This window comes from Loktanella salsilacus, assembly GCF_024206795.1.
Lineage (GTDB): Bacteria > Pseudomonadota > Alphaproteobacteria > Rhodobacterales > Rhodobacteraceae > Loktanella > Loktanella salsilacus.
Genome location: NZ_CP072994.1, coordinates 2,119,953 through 2,136,570 on the forward strand (window position 1 = coordinate 2,119,953; position 16,618 = coordinate 2,136,570).

Here is a 16,618-nt window from a genome sequence, read left to right on the forward strand (position 1 = left end):
CGCTACGCCCTGCTATCCAAGGACAGCTCACCGGTGATCAGATCCACCTGAGAGCGCAGATACAGCTCCATCGGGACAGGCTGCGCCCACATATCCGCGTGAATGTCGAAATCCACGACAGCCCGCTTGCGTTCTTTGGTCTCGCGCATTGTGACTTCCAAGGTACCGGGAATGATCCGCGTCTCGAACCGGGTAATCGCCAGCTCGATCGCCGTACGGATCGCGTCGGCCCGATTCTCCGTCGAAAAGTCACCAGAGGCATCCCGGATGCCGTAGTTCAGAACCGACCGCGAGGTATGGGGATAGGCCTCTGAATCCAGGATTGAATCCATATTGCTGCTGTTCAGCAACCAAGCCAGATCGCGGCGCACGATGTCGCGCAGGCGGCCAAGGTTGATCACACGGCTATCGCGGCTCTCGGTCTTGTTGCCCGGCTCGTCATCCGTCAACCGATCCAGCAAGGACGGTTGCAGGCGTTCGGTGATGGTCTTGTCAGCCATCCGTCATCACCGCATCCATCTTTAGTTCGCGCAGGTCCATGATCGCCACATCGCTATCCCCTGTCGTCAGCAGGCGTTGCCCGGTGCCAACATGGGTGTCGTTGCCAAGGTCGGTCCACGTGGTGGTGCGCGACATCATCGCCATTGGATCACCGGACGCCGTGGTGCCGACATAGCGGGACGGGATCAACGCCACAAAGCCGCTGCCGTTCTGCAAGGTGAGGTTTGCCGCGGTCCATACGGAATCGCGCAGGTCTTCGGGTGCGTCCACGGTCAGCGTGCTGATCGCGCTGAACGGCATCCAAAAGTATTTGCCGTTGACGATGATTTCCAGCAGCGGCCCAAGGCGCATATCGGCGTCGGCGACCCAATCGAACCGTTCGCCATTCAGCGTGCCGCCGGCATCCGGAACCTGCGCAAACGCAGCATCGCGCAATTCGTTTGCCTTACTCGGATGGCCCTGCGCCAGCGCGCGGTTGGCTTCAATCATGAGGGCGACCCACTCTTGCGGCTCGCCAAAAATCAAAGGGTCCTTTTCGCCCGCAAAGACCTTTTCGCGGTAAACCTCGCAGATGATCGCCTCGCGGTAGGTTTGCGCCATCGGGATCGCGGCAGCATCCAGTTCGGCACACAGCTTGAGCTGCATAATCGCCCGTTTCCAGTCGCCCATGACGCACAGCAGTTGAAACAGGAAAATCCGTAATTTTGCATCGCCAGGCTTGGCGCGCACCTGATCTTGCAACGCCGCAAGGGCACCTTGCAGGTCGTTCTGCTTCAAAAATTCGCGTGGATCGACGGTCACGTGTTGTCCTCCGGACAAGGGGCAATGTGTGGCAAGGCGCTGGAACCATCCAGCGCCTTGCCACCTGTTTCGCGGTCGTGATTACTTCAGATCCACGTCGGCCGAGTTCTTGGCGATGTTCCACGGGAATTCCTTCGCCGCTTCGCCCGAACCGTCTTCTTTCTGCTTTTTGTACTCAACCTTCACTTCGGCAAAGTTCAGCGTGATATTCTCGGTCAGGCGGTCTTCGCCGCCGGACCCGCCGGTCGACACTGACGTGATCATCATTTTGCCCATCTTGATGACAAGATATTCCAGCGGGACCTTGCCGGCCTTGCGTATATACAATGTGGCGCTGGGGAAGTGGTCGCCATTGGCGCAATACTTCATCAATTCGGCAGAGGAATTGTCGATCCATTTCGTGATCGACAAATCCTGGAAATTGGCTTTGCCAGCACCGCCGCCGCCGCCGACATGGAAAGATCCGCTTTGGCTCATGCCCCACGACCATGCAAGGACGTCGATCGTATCCTTGTGTTCCTTGTCTTGGGACTCGCCCTGAATTTCGCCTTCGATGTCTAGAAACATGTCAACGGCCATGTGTCGTCTCCTTAAATTGTGCGGCTATGTCCGCTTTAAAAGACGGTGCGCGGCCCACTGCCGCGCACCATTCGCTTTAGCCCTTTTCAGACGGCAGCTTCGACACAAGGCGAAGCGACACTGAAAGACCCTCCAACTGATAATGTGGGCGCAGGAAGAATTTCGATTGATAGTACCCGGGATTACCTTCGACTTCGGAAACTTCGACAGAGGCAGCGGCCAGCGGCTTTTCGGATTTTGTCCGCTCGCTTGATGTTGCCGGGCTGCCGTCGACGTATTTCAAGATCCAGTCATTCAACCAGCGTTCCATATCTGCCCGGCTTTTGAACGAACCGATTTTGTCGCGAACCATACACTTGAGGTAATGCGCAAAGCGGCAGGTCGCGAACAAATAAGGCAGACGCGCCGCAAGTGCCGCATTGGCGCTGGCGTCGGGGTCGTCGTATTCTGCCGGACGGTGCAAAGACTGCGCACCAATAAAGGCCGCCATGTCTGTGTTTTTGCGGTGGATCAGCGGCATCAGGCCGCCCTTGGCCAATTCCGCCTCGCGCCGGTCCGAAATACCGATTTCAGTCGGGCATTTCATATCCACACCGCCATCGTCGGTCGGGAAGGTATGGGTCGGCAGACCTTCGACAGTGCCGCCGGATTCGATCCCCCGGATCCGAGAGCACCAGCCATATTCCTTGAAGGAGCGGTTGATGTTCGTGGCCATCCCGTAAGCCGCGTTCACCCAAGCGAAATTCTCGGACTCGGCATTGCCTGTGTCTTCTTCAAAAGCAAACTCTTCGACAGGGTTTGAATTCGCGCCGTAAGCGGCACGGCCCAAAAAGCGTGGCATCGCCAGACCCAGATATTTGCTGTCCTCGGAATTGCGCAGGGAATTCCATGCGGCATATTCCGGCGTACCTGTGATCTTGGTCAAATCGCGCGGGTTGGTCAGTTCCTGCCAGCTATCGAATTGCATCAAGGAGGGGTCGGCACCGGTGATAAACGGCGCATGGGCCGCTGCCGCGATTTTAGCCATCTCGCCCAGCAGTTCCACGTCGGGGGCTGAATGGTTGAAATGATAATCGCCGACCAGACAGCCATAAGGCTCTCCGCCGAATTGACCGAATTCTTCTTCGTACAGTTTCTTGAAAATCGGTGACTGATCCCAAGCCGCGCCTTTGAATTTGCGCAGCGTCTTGGACAGATCCTTTTTGGAAATGTTCATCACCCGAATTTTCAGCATCTCATCGGTTTCGGTGTTGTTCACCAAGTGATGCAGACCGCGCCATGCGCTTTCGAGCTGCTGATATTCCTCGTTGTGGATAATCAGGTTGATCTGCTCGCTAAGCTTACGGTCGATTTCGGCGACCATCGCCTCGATCGAATGCAGCACATCGTCTGAAATCAATCCGGTATTTTCCAACGCCTGCTGCGCCAAGGTCTTAACCGCAGATTCAACAGCGGTTTTCGCCGTGTCCGTGCGCGGCTTGAATTCTTTATTCAACAAACTGGCGAAATCCAGTTCCTGCGTTTCTACGGCACCGGCTTCTGCAGATTTTGCTTCGTCAGCCATGTTTATTCCTCCGCATCATCTTTGGCGGCCGGCGTCGCGGCCAGCGATTTCAGCAATTCGGGGTTGTTCATCGCATCGGCAATCAGCTCTTCTGCGCCCGGCTTGCCGTCCATGTAGGTCATCAAATTGCTCAGCTCGTTGCGTGCATCGAGCAGCTTTTTCAGTGGCTCGACCTTTGCGGCGATCGCGCCCGGCGAAAACTCGTCCATGCTTTCAAACGTCAGATCGACGGACATATTACCCTCGCCGGTCAACGCGTTCGGCACGGAAAACGCCGCGCGGGGCTTCATCGCCTTCATGCGGCTGTCGAAGTTATCGACGTCGATTTCCAGGAATTTACGGTCAGCAATCCCGGGCTGCGCCACTTCCGATTTGCCTGCCAAATCGGACATCACTCCCATGACGAACGGCAGTTGCACCTTCTTTTCGGCACCATACAATTCCACATCGTATTCGATTTGGACCCGTGGGGCGCGGTTGCGTGCGATGAACTTCTGTGAACTCGACATCAGGCTCTCCGTTTGGTTGATATTTCGGGCCGTGAACCGGCCCAAATGAAAAAGCCTGCGCCGCTGGGGCACAGGCTGTGATTATTCGTCGTCTGTCAGACCGCCGACCATCTTGACCGTCTCTAGGCCCCCGGGTGCGATATCCATGATGATTGTCATGAAATCCGCCCCCACTAAGCGCTTGGCCCTATTTAATAAAATGGGTAGTGGGCTCGAAGGCTCGAAGGTCGCGTAATAGGCAAGAATCTTGTCCAATGCCGCCGCCACGTCGCTGGGGCTGCTGATTGCGCCGGTTGGCGCAGCAGGTGCGGCGCTGGCAGTCGGCGCGCTGGAGGCAACCTCTTGCACGGGTGCCTCCACCACGGCTTCGACGGTGCCGCCTGTTTCTTGCGCCAGACGTGTCACGGCACGGTGCAGCATTTTCTGCGCTGCGCCCAGATCAGGCCCCTGCCCCGGAATGTTGTCGTCAAAGATCTGGTCAATCGCCTTGAGGTCATCAAGCGCGCTTCGCGCCGCCACAAAGATTGCCTGCAGGACATCGCTGTTCGTATCCTGAAACGCTGCAGCGATGCTGGCGCTGTCCAAAACGCGGTCTTCCGCACCATTCGCCGTTGCCTCGCCAGAGGCGATGTCGATGTCGCGCAGCGTGACCCGGCCGAACGCATTGCTTTGCGTCAGGGGGGCAAGACGCAACCCTTTGACCAGCTCCGCATCCGACAACCCCAACACCGCGTTCACACGCATGGTGGGGTCGTTGTCGTCCTCTGCATCCAGTTGCGGATGGCAGCTGTCCCAGAACTGCTCAAGGCAGCCGCGCACATAGCTTGTGACCTCGGCCAGGCCAGTCAGGCCATTCACGCGAAGTTCCGCATTGGCCAGGTAAACCGCCGCCCGCAGGTCGTGACTTTGTTCTAGGACCGCGTTCGCCTTGGTGATGACGTCAGCATAATTTGGCGGTTCGGCCTCGATAATATCGTTGCCAGCCTGACGTTCCTCGCCAGGCTGAGCGGCCATTTCTAAGGCTGCATAAACCTGTTCGTATTCCAGATTGGGGCCGCTTGGCGCGTCGTCGCCCAATGTCGTTAATAGCAAACCCAAAGCGTCGCATCCCCCCGTCATCCACCCGGGCGCAAAGCGCGCGAGATCACTTCATTCGTCACCGGCAAGGCAGCCGGACTTTGTCGTGATACTCGGAAACCAACTTAGCGAGATCACACGATTTTGATTTGATAAATCATCATCACTGTCGATCACGCCTTAGTTTACCTTAGGGAATTTGGCTCGCAGGTCAATCTATCTTTAGTCTGTTTGCGACTTACCTCGCCCCAAGACTTTCCCTTGACCGACCCGTGGTTCTGCGCCCATCGTCCTTCCTAGGTGGATCATTGGAGGGATCAAATGCGTCATTTCCTAAAACCCAGCATCGCCGCCGTGATCGTGTTTTCCTTTGGCGGGATGGCGGCACTGGCCCAGACACCTGCGCAATCAGGCCAGCTGACGGTCGAGTTGAACAAATTCGAATCCGCGGATGACGGCAGCTGCCGGGCTTTCTTTTTGTTCAGAAACGACACCGGGAAAAGCTTTGCCGGGTTTGAAATGTCGCTGGCGATCCTTGATCAGTCCGGCATCATTGATCAGCTTCTGTCGATTGAGGCAGCCCCCCTGCCAGCCGCCCGCACAACTCTGAAACTGTTCGAAATTCCAGCCATTGAATGCGACGCCATTTCAGAGATTTTTCTACATGATATCGCGTCCTGCCAGCCGCAGAACGAAGATCAGATGGATTGTTTTCCGGTGCTGGACCTTGTCAGCCGCACCACGGCCGGTCTGGTGAAATAGGTGATGCAATCGACCTTGGACATTATGCGGGCCGGCGGGCCGATCGTGCTGCTTCTTTTGATGCTGTCGCTCGGCTCTGTCGCGCTGATTGTGGTAAAGGCGCTGCAACTGCGCGGCGTTGCTAGCGGCGACGCCCGGCGGGATGCGGCGATGAAAACCTTTGTCGGCGGCGATCATCACGCCGCCATGGCAAGCCTTGATGGCACCGCCGTACCTGCCGACCGGATCACCCGCGCCGCCATGCAAGGTTTGGATGCGGCGCGGCCGCGCACGGCGCTGGTCGCAGAGCTTGAGTGGCGCGGTAACGCCGAGATTTCGCAGATGCAGCGGCATATCCGCCTGCTGGAACTGATCGCGATGATCAGCCCGCTGCTTGGGTTGTTGGGCACCGTTCTGGGCATGATCCAAGCGTTTCAGGAACTGGCGCTGGCGCAGGGCGCGGCCAATGCGTCCTTGCTGGCGGCTGGCATATGGTCCGCGCTTTTGACGACGGCTGCGGGTCTAATCGTCGCGATCCCCGCCGCGATCGCTGCGACGCTTTTGTCGGAAAAGGTGGACCGTGCTGCGGTCAAGATCGAAACCGGCGTTGGTCAGCTTTTCACCCGCTTTGATGGCAACGGTTAAGCCATGCAGCTGCGCCGCCGAATACCTTCGCCGCGCCTGATCTCTCTGGTCTCGATGGTTGATGTCCTGCTGATTATGCTGGTGTTTTTCATGGTGACATCGACGTATTTGAACCTCGACATGATCCCGATGACGCAGAGCGCGGGGGGGACTGAGGGCGCGCCAAATGCCGCCACCCCGGTCATGATCCGCCTTGGGCCTGATGGGCTGCCGTATCTGCGGGGCCAGCCGCTGGCCTATGACGTTTTGTCAGCGCAGCTTGCCGCCCTGCCCGCTGATACACCGGTCTTGATTTTACCCTCGCTGAACGCTGACACTCAGTCCCTTGTGACGCTGATGGATGTCGCAACCTCTGCCGGTGTGCGCACATTGCGCGTCGTTCAGGTGGCTGCCCCATGAAGCTTGCGCGCATGCCCCGGCGCACCGCGCCAGAGACTATAATTCCGCTGATTGATGTCGTGTTCTTTTTGCTGGTGTTCTTCATGCTGATTGGCCGGATGGATGCCACGGCCCCGTTCGAGCTGTCCCCCGCGACGGCGACCACCGGCAGCGACATGCCCGGCGGCGGCACGACGCTTGCCATCGCGCAAGATGGGGCGCTGGCGTTGGACGGTCAGGCGCTGGACAGCGGCGCCGTGCTGTCGCAGATCACCGACATCTTGCAGGCCACTCCGTCGCAACTGATCCGGGTGAACGCGCATCATGCCGCGCCCTTGTCAGCAGTCTTGCCTTTGGTCGCCCAGATCGAAGCGCTTGGCGCGCGCGATATCGTCCTTGTCGTCACGCCGCCGCTGTCCCCGTGACCCTGCGCCGCGCCACCCTTGCGATTGCAGGCTCTATCGCGGCCCACGGGGCGGCGTTGGCGGCCTTGGCCTATGGCACGGTGCCAGAGCCGTCGGTTGACCAAACGATGCCAAAGACCGCCATGACCATCGCGTCGCAACAGGTCAAACGTACATCCGCGCCACAGGCCGAAGCGGCAGGCGAAGCCGCGCAAGAGGACGCGGCATCTGCCACCGCAGCCCGTCAGGGGGCCGTGCCGCAAGCCGCAGCCGCACCAATTCCCGTGGCAGCGCCGCGCCTGCCTGCAACCAAACCGGCAGCGCCTACCGCCGCACCGCAGGCGCAAGCTGCGCGGCCTTTGACAGCGACGGCCCTGACTGCGCCCAGCTTGACGGACCAGTCTACCAACGGCCCGGCCTTGGCTGCTCTACCCCCGGTGGCAGCAAAAGCCGAAGCCCATGCGCCCAACGCGGCCCTCTTGGTGCCAAGTCTTGCCGCCAGCGCCAAAGTCAATCCGCAGGAACCAACTTCAACGGTCGCACAACAGCCACCTTTGCCCGTGCAGATCAAGACAGCGGCGTTGGCATGGTCTGGCGAAGGCGACACCGTCGTCAGCGCGACCTCCCTTGCCGCCATTGCCGCATTTTCACAGCAGGGCGATTTAAGCGATCAATCGCTACAGGTGCGCGACGGCATTGCGGGCATCCTTGCCGCCGTCCCCTGCGCGCGGCTTCAAACCGTTTTCAACCCTGATACCGGCAATCTGGAACTGACAGGTCACATACCTGAGGATGCCCTGCGCGGGCCTGTCCTAGCGGCCCTGCGCGCGCAAGTCGGGGACGCAATCCCGCTGTCAGACAATCTGCTGATTTTGCCCCGCCCCCAATGCGGCGCGCTGACAGGGATCGCCGATATCGACCTGCCGCAATCGACAGAGCAGCTGACAAATCCCCGCGTGATCGGGCAAGACGGGTTTGCGCAAAACTATACCTATAGTGACGGACAGACCCTACAGCTGGATCTGGCGGGTCCCGATTACGATAGCTTTATCTACGTTGACTACTTTGTTGCCGATGGCACCGTGATCCACCTGCAACCCAACGATGTTGTGCCGCTGCGGATGATTCCCGCTAAGGCACCGATGTCGGTGGGGCGTGATAGGGATGATCAACCGTTCCTGCTTTTGACGATTGGACCGCCTTTTGGTCAGGAGATCGCCGCTGCCTTCGCGACCTCGGTGCCGCTGTATGATGGCCCCCGCCCGGTGCAGGAACCTGCAGGCCCTTATCTGATCTTCCTGAAATCCAAAGTCGCGGACGCTCGCGCCCGCGATCCGGATTTCAAAGGCGAATGGGTCTATTTTTTCATCACAACGCAGCCGGGCTAACTATGGGCAATCCGCCGCAGCCCAGCCTTTCAGGCCGCGCTTAAAGACACCGCCAAAGGGGTGATCTTTGGATACCGCGCTGTCGTCTGCCGCCGTGACATAGGTTTTGCCCTGTGTGCACAGCGCCTCTCTTGTCCAAGCGTGGCAGGAAGAGCAGGTTTGCGTCTTCCACAGCTCTTCTGGCAGGCCTTCGATGGGTGAATACAAGGGCGACAGCATGACGATTTCTGGGATGCTTAACCCTTCGATAGGCGGTCCGCCCACTGGGAACGGCGTGGTGAAGGTCAGGCCCATCACGTCATTGCCAGATTGCGCCACTAAGGCGCGATTTAGCGCGACCTGATCATCTGCTGGTTCTGTTGGCGCAGGCTCCGCCGCAGCAACAGCCGCCGCGTCGCTTTTCTGCGCCAAAATTTCGACCTCGAACCTGGCTAGCTCTGCAAAAATGCCCTGCGGAAAGGCGTCCAGATAGGCCTGATAATCCGTTGCCGTTCCGCTCCGACGCGCCTGTGCGATCAGCTCTTCCTCGCTCGCTGACGGTGCTTGCGGTGCAGCCGCAACAAGGGCTGCTTCGGGCGCAGGGACGACAACTGGCGGGGCTTCTGGCGTGGGGGCCAGTTCTGCAGTCATCAGGGTTTGCAACAAGGCCCGCGCTTCGACTTGGTATTGCCCGTTGGGATACCCGCGCAGGAACAGCATGACCTGAACCGGATCACTGCTGCCTTGCACAGAATTCCAAAGCTGTTGTTCCTCGACCTGTTCCGCCGTCAGTGCAGCCTTTGGCGCAAAGATGAATTCATTGGTCAGCGATGACGTATCCCAAGGCGTCTGCAGCCCCGCCGTCTCGGCGATGACGGACACGCGCACCTTTTTAAAGGTCTGCTCGATCGGAACGCCGGGCACCGGAATTTCCCGCGCCAACGCCTTGGTAAAGGGGCTGTTGCCGTCCAATCCGTCTAGCGCCACAGCGCCGGGCGCTGTTGAATAGGACAAGAACGTGCCAGTCGGCGAATTCATTTCAGCCAGACCGTTGTCGTCAAGATTTCGGACGTTCTCGAATGGGTTATTCCGGCAGGAATCCAAGATAACGATATTGGTCTTGTTACGTGCCGATTGCATTTGACGCAGGATCGCATCAGCCGGAACGGCGACAAGCGACAGGTCAGCGGCGTCAATTAAAGCTGCATCCGTCGGCAGCAGATAATTGATACCAAAGGACTGCACCGCATGCCCAGCATAATAAAACAGCCCCGTCGCATCACCCCCGGCGGCCCGCAAGTCCCGCCCGAACTGGGAAATCCCCTGCGTCAGGTCCGACTGCGCGGTATCGGTCAATAGGGTCACTTCGAACCCATGCTCTTGCAGCGTTTTCGCCATCAGCGTGGCGTCAGGCACGGTATTATCCAGCGCCCCAATCGCGGTGTAATTGCCGTTCCCGATCACCAAGGCGAGCCGGGTTTCCGCATAAGCAGGCTGCGCCGCGATCAGGGTTGCCGCAGCAATGATCAAAGTCCAGATTTTCATCATTCGTTTTCAAGCACCGTAAATCCGATGCGGCGGTTCTTCCACCGCCCCTCTTGGGTTGTGTTGTCGGCAATCGGCGTCGTCTCGCCGTAGCCTTTGCTGACCAAGGCGTCGCGGGTCAGCCCTGTGCCCACCAGATAACTGATGACAGACGCCGCGCGGGCCTCTGACAGGGTCATGTTCAGCGCGTCACTGCCGACAGAGTCGGTATGACCGCCCACCTCGACCACCATACCGGGGCAGCGCGCGACGATATCAGCCAGACTGTCCAGCAACGGCGCGCTTTTATCCTCTAGCCGCGCAGAGCCTGACGCAAAGTAGATATTACCAGTCCGCGACAGAATTTCGAACCGGCCCTTGCACGCCTCGCTGTCAAAATTGCCTGTCGACTCTAATGCGACGGACGCAGGTGCTGGCGCGGGTGCCGGGGCAGCCGTTCCAGTATTGCGGGCAAATATCCAATCAAAGCTGACCGTCGCTGATGGAATAATCTCGACATTAGCCGCCTCTTGCAGCTTGTCCAATCCGGTGGCCAGATCAAAGTCGGCCACGGCAATCGATATGGGCGCATCAGACGCGATCGATACCATGTCGTCGGTCAACAAGGTGGCGACGACATTTGTATCCTGCGTTTTGGTGACGCCGTGCAGATCAAGGGTGTAGGTGATCGGGATCACCTTGCGCCGCACTTGCGGCAGATCAGACAGCGCGGCGGGATCAATTTGCGCTGTGATCGTCGCCTCTGGGAACAAGAAGGTTTCAAAGAACAAAAACCGCATCCGCACATTGCGCAGGTCAATCGTAGTATCGACCGAATCCAAAAGCACCGTCACCTTGGCGCTGCCGGTTTCATCAATGCTACCCTGAAGCGTGGCAAAGGTGCTGGATTCCACGACTGTTTGCTTTTTCACCGATTGAAACCGCAGGTTCGACATTTCCGGGGTCAGCGTCCAGCCGCTGGCAAAAGCATCCTGCGCACTCGCTTTCGCCGCACCAAAGGTCGCAAGGCCAAGCACCAAAAGCATCGCAGAACATCGTTTGATCGTCAGGTCGGTCGTCATCAACATGATCGCCACTTCCTTCAACGTTCACTCTGATCAACGTCAGAGCGAAACCAAAACTATGTTAGGTCCGTTTTGCCCCTGCGGATAGCCTTAGTTTGAAATCGTTAACTTTCGGGCGGGGTCACAGCAGACAAGGCCGGCCCGAGGGCACTTTTCACGCGGAACTTTACAAGGCGGCCATTCGTGTTCGTCTTAGACGTTCGCACTCAAACTGGTGCCAACAATCTGGCTTAAATCTTTGGGATCCGTGAGGTTGTTTGCTACCGCAGCGCTGCGGCGGAATACCTTTAAACAGTGGTTGGCCAACATGGGACCGAGAACCTTTCGGTGACGAAACGCCATTTGGCGGCTATGGTAAGTCCCAGAACGTGGATGCATCTGGAGGACAAAGATATGAACAACCTTGCTTTGACAATCGCACTCACACTGGTTGCTGGGACAGCGATGGCGGAAAGTGTGGTGGGCATCACCAAGGACCTGCCGTCAGTCACTGTGCAAACAGGGCACGGTCCGGTGATGATCGATAGGATCCAAGATAAGAACAATGAGGTGAGCGGCGAATGGGCGCTGACCTCCCGTCCCTGTCCCGAGTTTTGCATTCAACCGCACAGCCCCGCGGAAGGCGTGACCACAATCGGAGAGTTGGAACTGATCGACATGTTACAGGACCCCAAGGCCGTGGTCGTGGACAGCCGCACCCGCGACTGGTTCGAGGGCGGCACGATTCCTGGCGCGATCAACATTCCCTATACCTACGTCGTGGACGAGCTGGGCCAGCTGGGATGCGAGCCGGATTTCGACGGCTGGGACTGCACGGAGGCGAAGCCCGTCGCGCTATTTTGTAACGGCGTCTGGTGCGGCCAGTCACCGACCGCGATCCGCAATATGGTCAACGCCGGATACCCCGCAGACCGCATCTCTTATTATCGCGGCGGCATGCAAGTTTGGCGCCTGCTTGGTCTGACCGTGATTGGGGGCGAGTAACGGCCCAAAACGGACAACGTCGGCGTTCAGCGCGTCGATACACCGAGCCCTGTTCTGGTGTGCCCAATCGGGTGGTCCGGTTTGAATGTTAACACATGGTCGGCCTTTGGTCTGCCGGGTTAACCACTGCCCGGCAGGTGATTTACATGCCAGCCACTGTTGTTCAGCATCCCGGTCATCATGCGGCATCCAGAACGTCCGCATTCCTAGGGCAGTGCGGTGATGGCATAGGTCAACCGCGCTTCGTCCGGTAAACCCCAGGGCACCCTGCGCTGCGTTAAGCGGCGCTGACCCAATGTGCGGCAGACTTTGCGCTTTGATACGGTGAGGGTCTGCCACCTTTGATCCGCCATCGCGTGAACCGATCCGTCAAGAAGCCCTGCCAGCGCCTTGGGGTGCGATGCTGTGTCGTCCTGATGCGCCTGATTGAATAACGCCTTGATGTCATCATCGCGAAACAGCCGTTCATACATGTTTCGGGTGATCGCGACGCCATGCACCTCTAGCGCGGGAACGGTCGACTTCACGATGTCGATGGTGCGCTGGCTCAGTGCTGCTGTCATTTCAAAGCTCTCTTCGGCTGTGTTAAAAGACTATACATGTAAAAATAATACATGTATAAGGCCTGACATACAGACGCTCTGGAACATACAAGGACAATACATGTATTCTCTCGATGCCAGCATAACGCGATGAGGCTAACGCGTTATACCGACTACGCTTTACGCGTCCTGATGTACCTTGCGGCCCAGCCTGACCAGTTCTGTGCGATCTCGAAAATATCTGCCGACTACGGCATTTCGCACAATCACCTGACCAAGGTTGTCCACGACCTTGGGCGCTTGGGCTTTGTGCAAAGTCTGCGGGGCCGCAACGGCGGCATTCAGCTGGCCCGCCCGGCGTCTGACATCACAGTTGGCGAGGTTGTCCGCACGATGGAAGACGACTTTACGATGGCCGATTGTGCAAATTGTATCATCGCGCCGGGGTGCGGGCTGAACCCCGTTCTAGAGGAAGCCACCAACGCCTTTCTAGCTGTCATTGATCGCTACACGTTGGCCGAACTTTGTCGCAGCGGAACGGGATTCATGACGCTATTTCCAGCCTTTAACGCAACAAGACCGACGACCTAATCGTAACGCGATACTCATGAAGGAGTGTGAACCATGACGATGTCAGAAATATTCTTGTGGCCCGGCACAAAAGCTTGCGAACGCCTTGGCGTTGATCCTGAAGGCGAGGCTGGTCTGATCCGCTGGATGGTCAATACGCTGGTCTATCTGGTGGCGAGCCTGATCATCGTCTGGATCGTCGTGGTGTGACCATGCCACCGCGCATCCCCGTGTCCGAGGCACAAATCGACCGTGTCGTGGCGCAGTTCTATCAACGTGTCCGGGCGCATCCAGCCCTTGGGCCTATCTTTGCAGGACACGTTGCGGACTGGCCGGTCCATGAAGAAAAGATCGGACGGTTTTGGCGCAATGCCCTGTTGTTGCAACGATGCTATGACGGCAACCCGATGCAGGTTCACCGGGCCGCAGGCGACGTCAAGGCGCAACACTTTCCCGTTTGGCTGTCGATATTCGACGCGGTGCTGGCCGAAGAATTACCCCAGCACCTCGCTCAAGCATGGTCTGCGCTGGCGCACCGGATCGGGCGCGGATTGAGCTTTGGTCTACCCCGGACCGAAGACGCTGACCCGGTGCCCTACTTGGGCTGATGCGGAATCCCGCGCGAACAATGCCCTTCACCAGTCGAAGTAGCGCACCAGTTGGCTAGCGACGCGAAAGATCTCGATCAGTTCGTCAATCACCTGATCATCCAGCATGTCAGTGTCTGGCAGGCTAGCGCGGCACCCCAAACCAACCATTTTGAAATAGGGTACTGTGGGACCCCGCACCTTAAAACCTTCTGGCAAGGCATCTAACGCTTTTCGCGTCACCAATCCTTCTGGAAAACGTTTGCTAAACTCAGGGTCATCCAACACGTCTTTCAGGCCTGCTGGATCATCAAGAAGGCGATTGCGCAATCTGGCCAACGCGTCCTTGGACGGCTGAAAAAGGGCGGCACCGGCGTAGCAATTTCCTGGCTCGATATGGAGATAATATCCAAAGTCTTCTGCTGGATCACCGGCATTGGCAAAGACATCCACATCCGCGCGATACATCGCGCGTCCGATACGGTCCCGCGGCTCTTGGAAGAACTTGGTGAAGCTTTGCTTTGGCTTGATCCTTGTCGTCGCAACGGAATGATCAAAACGATCAGCATAGTCGTGCAGCGTTATCGCAATTCCAGTAAAATTGCGCAAAGCGTCGTCGCGCTCTGTGCGGTGGTCGTCCAACCACGCTTTGCGGTTGTTCAACGCAAGTTCAGTAAGGAACGCAAATGTCTCTGGTTCTACCATTTGGCAGCCTCCTGTTTCACGGCTGACCTTAAGACGTGTCTGCGTTCGTATAGCACTCCCAACCAGACAAGTCAGGCAAACCGTCATCGGATCCTTGGCGTGAGGCCTGAAACCTATCGAAATCAGTTAAAGCGTTCTGGTCAACAGCAGCATGGCGCGGAATCGTTGGCGCTAGACTTGCGGGCTTGAGTCGGTCCTTTTCTTCGTGGATTTTTCTGCAGCAGCTGCGTGGACGCTGCACCTGCCTAAACCGCTGTTATCCGCCGCGCTATTTATTTGCCAAATTCAGATAAAACGCTTTGACCACCTAAGCCTCACATGCAGCCCTAGGCGACCTCTAGTACGCTGCGGGCCACAACGCTTGCGATCTCATGGCTACCTGGCAGTCCTTGAACGAATGGTTTGCTGGACATCAGGAAACTGATTGCGGCCAGAAACACCCTCGGCTTGCCTTGAAACAAGCGTAAACCAAAGCCCTCAGTAAGCGCACCACGAAGCGGATCTTGCGATCTGTTGGCGTTGCTGACAGTCGCAACCTGCTCGCGTAGTGTGGCAAACGGCAAGTCGTGCAGTGACATCGCGCGCTGGCCCCTGGCATCAACGAGGGTGTCGAAGACCTGTCTGCCTTGCGCATTCATGACGACAAGCTGGTTGTTGTCTTCCAGCGTCCGAACCTCATACGGGTCCTCTCCCAACGCCCTGACATCCAAGATCCCCGCATCCGACAATGCCAAAAGCCTCTCCATCGAGAGGGGTGGAACCGCGGCGTAGTTATCGACAAAGACCCGGCGCAATCCCCGATCAAACCGGTCCCGATCCGCGTCTGTCATAAGTGCGTATAGGTCTGAAAACGGCTCATGCATCCTCAGTATGGTGTAGCGCCAAGCAACCGTGTGCTTGCTGACACTATCGCGTTGCGTCTGCTGCAAATCCCGGCGGGCCCAAACGAAGGGATCCGATTTCAAACGCTCAGCAAAGACCGCGAGCGGAAAGGTGTCAGCCGTAACACCGTTCATCATGTCCGAAGCCGCGAACGTCGGATCCGCGACTTTTAGCTGCTGCATAAAGAGATGAAACAGCCGGTCGAACAGCCCCGCACTGCCAAGCGCGCAGGCGCTTGCAATAGCGGCGTCAGTGAACACATCCAGGGGCTCATAGGGAAGCGGACAGTAGAAGTCCGTTTCGGGCAATAGGCCGTTACGAGACAGCATCGTGATACGCGTGTCGTCTTCAGCGCCATTCAGTTCAAACGACAACCCATCATCAGAGCGCACAAAGCGACCAATGCGGCCTGCGACGGCGACAACTGCGTCAATGCCGCTTAATGATGTTCCGATGATACCAATCTTCGGGCCCACGCTATCGGTATCTATTAATCCCGACCATGGGTTGGGCAGGACGACACCATCCGGAAGATCAGGCGCGCTCCAGTCATGGCCGCTGGCGACGATAAGACGGTCGTAGGACACGGTGTCCCGGTGACCATCATAACGTTCAAACGTAACGTCTACGCCAATAACGCTGACCGAAACGTCAATCACCTCGTGACGTTCCCTGACAACGATCCTGTGCCCCCTCTCTCGACCTTGCATCAGGATCCGTTCAAACTGGTCACGAAAGAACATTCCCAAAAGGAGCCTCGGATAAAACCCCCGCTCTGACAACGTGTCCGTATCAACGCCGTACGGTCGCAGAAAGCTGTCCGGCTGCCTTTGGAGCCACTCTAGATATGTTTCCGTCAGTGGCGGGATTTCAATGCTGCCAATATTGGCAAGCATGTCATAGGTCGCATAGTCAGGCGAATAGGGCATACCTACGCCAGCCATATTGCTTTTCTCGAAGACTGCGATGAAAAGCGGCGTATCCGAATTTACCAGCTCCATCAGGGTATAGACCCCCGTGGGCCCTGCCCCAATTATTGCGATGCTGTCATGCGTTGCTGGCCCCTTTGCGCCAGATTGCGGTGCGGGGTGATCTGATATGCGTTCATCAAGAAGCATCGGAAAGTCCTGTGAAAGCAAATGACGTGATGCCATTCGTATGATGCAAACTTGG

20 protein-coding genes are annotated in these 16,618 nt (G+C 57.7%); 9 read left to right on the top strand and 11 right to left on the bottom strand.

Annotated elements, in window-relative coordinates; all coding sequences use genetic code 11:
- Positions 1 to 2 precede the first annotated feature (2 nt).
- The 6 genes from tssE to tssA all read right to left on the bottom strand — a co-directional run bounded on the left by tssE (position 3) and on the right by tssA (position 5,052).
- Complete coding sequence (tssE, locus tag KBW81_RS10275) at positions 3 to 500, bottom strand: type VI secretion system baseplate subunit TssE (RefSeq protein WP_254247100.1); 498 nt, start codon at positions 498 to 500, stop codon at positions 3 to 5.
- Positions 493 to 1,302, bottom strand: a complete 810-nt coding sequence (locus KBW81_RS10280) for a type VI secretion system accessory protein TagJ (protein WP_254247101.1) — start codon at positions 1,300 to 1,302, stop codon at positions 493 to 495. Before KBW81_RS10280 ends, tssE begins: the two co-directional genes overlap by 8 nt.
- An 81-nt stretch (positions 1,303 to 1,383) precedes the next feature.
- A complete protein-coding gene (locus KBW81_RS10285; RefSeq protein WP_254247102.1) occupies positions 1,384 to 1,881 on the bottom strand; it encodes an Hcp family type VI secretion system effector in 498 nt (165 codons plus the stop codon).
- 76 nt (positions 1,882 to 1,957) lie between these two features.
- A complete protein-coding gene (gene tssC / locus KBW81_RS10290) occupies positions 1,958 to 3,445 on the bottom strand; it encodes a type VI secretion system contractile sheath large subunit (RefSeq protein WP_254247103.1) in 1,488 nt (495 codons plus the stop codon).
- 2 nt (positions 3,446 to 3,447) lie between these two features.
- Positions 3,448 to 3,957: a type VI secretion system contractile sheath small subunit gene (tssB, locus tag KBW81_RS10295; protein ID WP_254249042.1), complete on the bottom strand. Its 510-nt coding sequence runs from the start codon at positions 3,955 to 3,957 to the stop codon at positions 3,448 to 3,450.
- A 78-nt stretch (positions 3,958 to 4,035) separates the two neighbouring features.
- Entirely contained in the window at positions 4,036 to 5,052 is a 1,017-nt protein-coding gene (tssA, locus tag KBW81_RS10300; RefSeq protein ID WP_254247104.1) for a type VI secretion system protein TssA, read from the bottom strand.
- A gap of 357 nt (positions 5,053 to 5,409) precedes the next feature.
- Between tssA and KBW81_RS10305 the strand changes: the two genes are divergently transcribed.
- From KBW81_RS10305 to KBW81_RS10325, 5 genes are read left to right on the top strand one after another with little or no spacing between them, the layout of a single operon-like run.
- The gene (locus KBW81_RS10305) at positions 5,410 to 5,793 is read left to right on the top strand and encodes a hypothetical protein (protein WP_254249043.1); all 384 of its coding nucleotides are present in this window, start codon (positions 5,410 to 5,412) and stop codon (positions 5,791 to 5,793) included.
- Between the two features lie 3 nt (positions 5,794 to 5,796).
- Positions 5,797 to 6,417 carry a MotA/TolQ/ExbB proton channel family protein gene (locus KBW81_RS10310; protein ID WP_254247105.1) on the top strand — a complete coding sequence of 207 codons (621 nt, stop codon included), beginning with the start codon at positions 5,797 to 5,799 and terminating at the stop codon, positions 6,415 to 6,417.
- 3 nt (positions 6,418 to 6,420) lie between these two features.
- Positions 6,421 to 6,816 carry an ExbD/TolR family protein gene (locus tag KBW81_RS10315; RefSeq protein WP_254247106.1) on the top strand — a complete coding sequence of 132 codons (396 nt, stop codon included), beginning with the start codon at positions 6,421 to 6,423 and terminating at the stop codon, positions 6,814 to 6,816.
- Entirely contained in the window at positions 6,813 to 7,220 is a 408-nt protein-coding gene (locus tag KBW81_RS10320) for an ExbD/TolR family protein (RefSeq protein WP_254247107.1), read from the top strand. The genes KBW81_RS10315 and KBW81_RS10320 overlap by 4 nt, the downstream gene beginning before the upstream one ends.
- Positions 7,217 to 8,587, top strand: a complete 1,371-nt coding sequence (locus tag KBW81_RS10325; RefSeq protein WP_254249083.1) for a DUF4384 domain-containing protein — start codon at positions 7,217 to 7,219, stop codon at positions 8,585 to 8,587. The genes KBW81_RS10320 and KBW81_RS10325 overlap by 4 nt, the downstream gene beginning before the upstream one ends.
- Here KBW81_RS10325 and KBW81_RS10330 read toward each other — a convergent pair whose 3' ends face one another.
- Together KBW81_RS10330 and KBW81_RS10335 are read right to left on the bottom strand one after the other, a co-directional pair.
- Complete coding sequence (locus KBW81_RS10330; RefSeq protein WP_254247108.1) at positions 8,588 to 10,114, bottom strand: caspase family protein; 1,527 nt, start codon at positions 10,112 to 10,114, stop codon at positions 8,588 to 8,590.
- Positions 10,111 to 11,178 (bottom strand): OmpA family protein, encoded by a 1,068-nt coding sequence (locus KBW81_RS10335; RefSeq protein ID WP_254247109.1) that lies wholly within the window; start codon positions 11,176 to 11,178, stop codon positions 10,111 to 10,113. Before KBW81_RS10335 ends, KBW81_RS10330 begins: the two co-directional genes overlap by 4 nt.
- 390 nt (positions 11,179 to 11,568) lie before the next feature.
- Between KBW81_RS10335 and KBW81_RS10340 the strand changes: the two genes are divergently transcribed.
- Positions 11,569 to 12,159: a rhodanese-like domain-containing protein gene (locus KBW81_RS10340; protein WP_254247110.1), complete on the top strand. Its 591-nt coding sequence runs from the start codon at positions 11,569 to 11,571 to the stop codon at positions 12,157 to 12,159.
- 206 nt (positions 12,160 to 12,365) lie between these two features.
- Here the strand turns inward: KBW81_RS10340 and KBW81_RS10345 are convergent, their stop codons facing one another.
- On the bottom strand, positions 12,366 to 12,722 hold the full coding sequence (locus KBW81_RS10345) for a globin family protein (protein ID WP_254247111.1): 357 nt from the start codon (positions 12,720 to 12,722) through the stop codon (positions 12,366 to 12,368).
- 129 nt (positions 12,723 to 12,851) lie between these two features.
- On the opposite strand from KBW81_RS10345, the gene KBW81_RS10350 reads away from it, so the two are divergent.
- Genes KBW81_RS10350 through KBW81_RS10360 form a run of 3 tightly spaced genes read left to right on the top strand, consistent with a single transcriptional unit; the run spans position 12,852 to position 13,879 of the window.
- Positions 12,852 to 13,292, top strand: coding sequence for an RrF2 family transcriptional regulator (locus tag KBW81_RS10350; protein WP_254247112.1), 441 nt, complete (start codon positions 12,852 to 12,854; stop codon positions 13,290 to 13,292).
- Positions 13,293 to 13,325: 33 nt separating this feature from the next.
- The gene (locus KBW81_RS10355; RefSeq protein WP_254247113.1) at positions 13,326 to 13,481 is read left to right on the top strand and encodes a hypothetical protein; all 156 of its coding nucleotides are present in this window, start codon (positions 13,326 to 13,328) and stop codon (positions 13,479 to 13,481) included.
- A 2-nt stretch (positions 13,482 to 13,483) separates the two neighbouring features.
- Entirely contained in the window at positions 13,484 to 13,879 is a 396-nt protein-coding gene (locus KBW81_RS10360; RefSeq protein WP_254249044.1) for a group III truncated hemoglobin, read from the top strand.
- A 27-nt stretch (positions 13,880 to 13,906) separates the two neighbouring features.
- On the opposite strand, the gene KBW81_RS10365 is transcribed toward KBW81_RS10360, so the two are convergent.
- A complete protein-coding gene (locus KBW81_RS10365; RefSeq protein WP_254247114.1) occupies positions 13,907 to 14,650 on the bottom strand; it encodes a DUF2461 family protein in 744 nt (247 codons plus the stop codon).
- A gap of 239 nt (positions 14,651 to 14,889) precedes the next feature.
- Complete coding sequence (locus tag KBW81_RS10370; RefSeq protein WP_254247115.1) at positions 14,890 to 16,563, bottom strand: FAD/NAD(P)-binding protein; 1,674 nt, start codon at positions 16,561 to 16,563, stop codon at positions 14,890 to 14,892.
- Between the last annotated feature and the right edge of the window lie 55 nt (positions 16,564 to 16,618).

Excerpts from the sequence above, each read along its gene's own strand:
- tssE (WP_254247100.1), bottom strand. The coding sequence starts at position 500 with ATGGCTGACAAGACCATCACCGAACGCCTGCAACCGTCCTTGCTGGAT.
- KBW81_RS10285 (WP_254247102.1), bottom strand. The coding sequence starts at position 1,881 with ATGGCCGTTGACATGTTTCTAGACATCGAAGGCGAAATTCAGGGCGAG.
- tssC (WP_254247103.1), bottom strand. The coding sequence starts at position 3,445 with ATGGCTGACGAAGCAAAATCTGCAGAAGCCGGTGCCGTAGAAACGCAG.
- KBW81_RS10305 (WP_254249043.1), top strand. The coding sequence starts at position 5,410 with ATGGCGGCACTGGCCCAGACACCTGCGCAATCAGGCCAGCTGACGGTC.
- KBW81_RS10310 (WP_254247105.1), top strand. The coding sequence starts at position 5,797 with ATGCAATCGACCTTGGACATTATGCGGGCCGGCGGGCCGATCGTGCTG.
- KBW81_RS10315 (WP_254247106.1), top strand. The coding sequence starts at position 6,421 with ATGCAGCTGCGCCGCCGAATACCTTCGCCGCGCCTGATCTCTCTGGTC.
- KBW81_RS10320 (WP_254247107.1), top strand. The coding sequence starts at position 6,813 with ATGAAGCTTGCGCGCATGCCCCGGCGCACCGCGCCAGAGACTATAATT.
- KBW81_RS10330 (WP_254247108.1), bottom strand. The coding sequence starts at position 10,114 with ATGATGAAAATCTGGACTTTGATCATTGCTGCGGCAACCCTGATCGCG.
- KBW81_RS10335 (WP_254247109.1), bottom strand. The coding sequence starts at position 11,178 with ATGTTGATGACGACCGACCTGACGATCAAACGATGTTCTGCGATGCTT.
- KBW81_RS10340 (WP_254247110.1), top strand. The coding sequence starts at position 11,569 with ATGAACAACCTTGCTTTGACAATCGCACTCACACTGGTTGCTGGGACA.
- KBW81_RS10345 (WP_254247111.1), bottom strand. The coding sequence starts at position 12,722 with ATGACAGCAGCACTGAGCCAGCGCACCATCGACATCGTGAAGTCGACC.
- KBW81_RS10350 (WP_254247112.1), top strand. The coding sequence starts at position 12,852 with ATGAGGCTAACGCGTTATACCGACTACGCTTTACGCGTCCTGATGTAC.
- KBW81_RS10355 (WP_254247113.1), top strand. The coding sequence starts at position 13,326 with ATGACGATGTCAGAAATATTCTTGTGGCCCGGCACAAAAGCTTGCGAA.
- KBW81_RS10360 (WP_254249044.1), top strand. The coding sequence starts at position 13,484 with ATGCCACCGCGCATCCCCGTGTCCGAGGCACAAATCGACCGTGTCGTG.
- KBW81_RS10365 (WP_254247114.1), bottom strand. The coding sequence starts at position 14,650 with ATGACGGTTTGCCTGACTTGTCTGGTTGGGAGTGCTATACGAACGCAG.
- KBW81_RS10370 (WP_254247115.1), bottom strand. The coding sequence starts at position 16,563 with ATGCTTCTTGATGAACGCATATCAGATCACCCCGCACCGCAATCTGGC.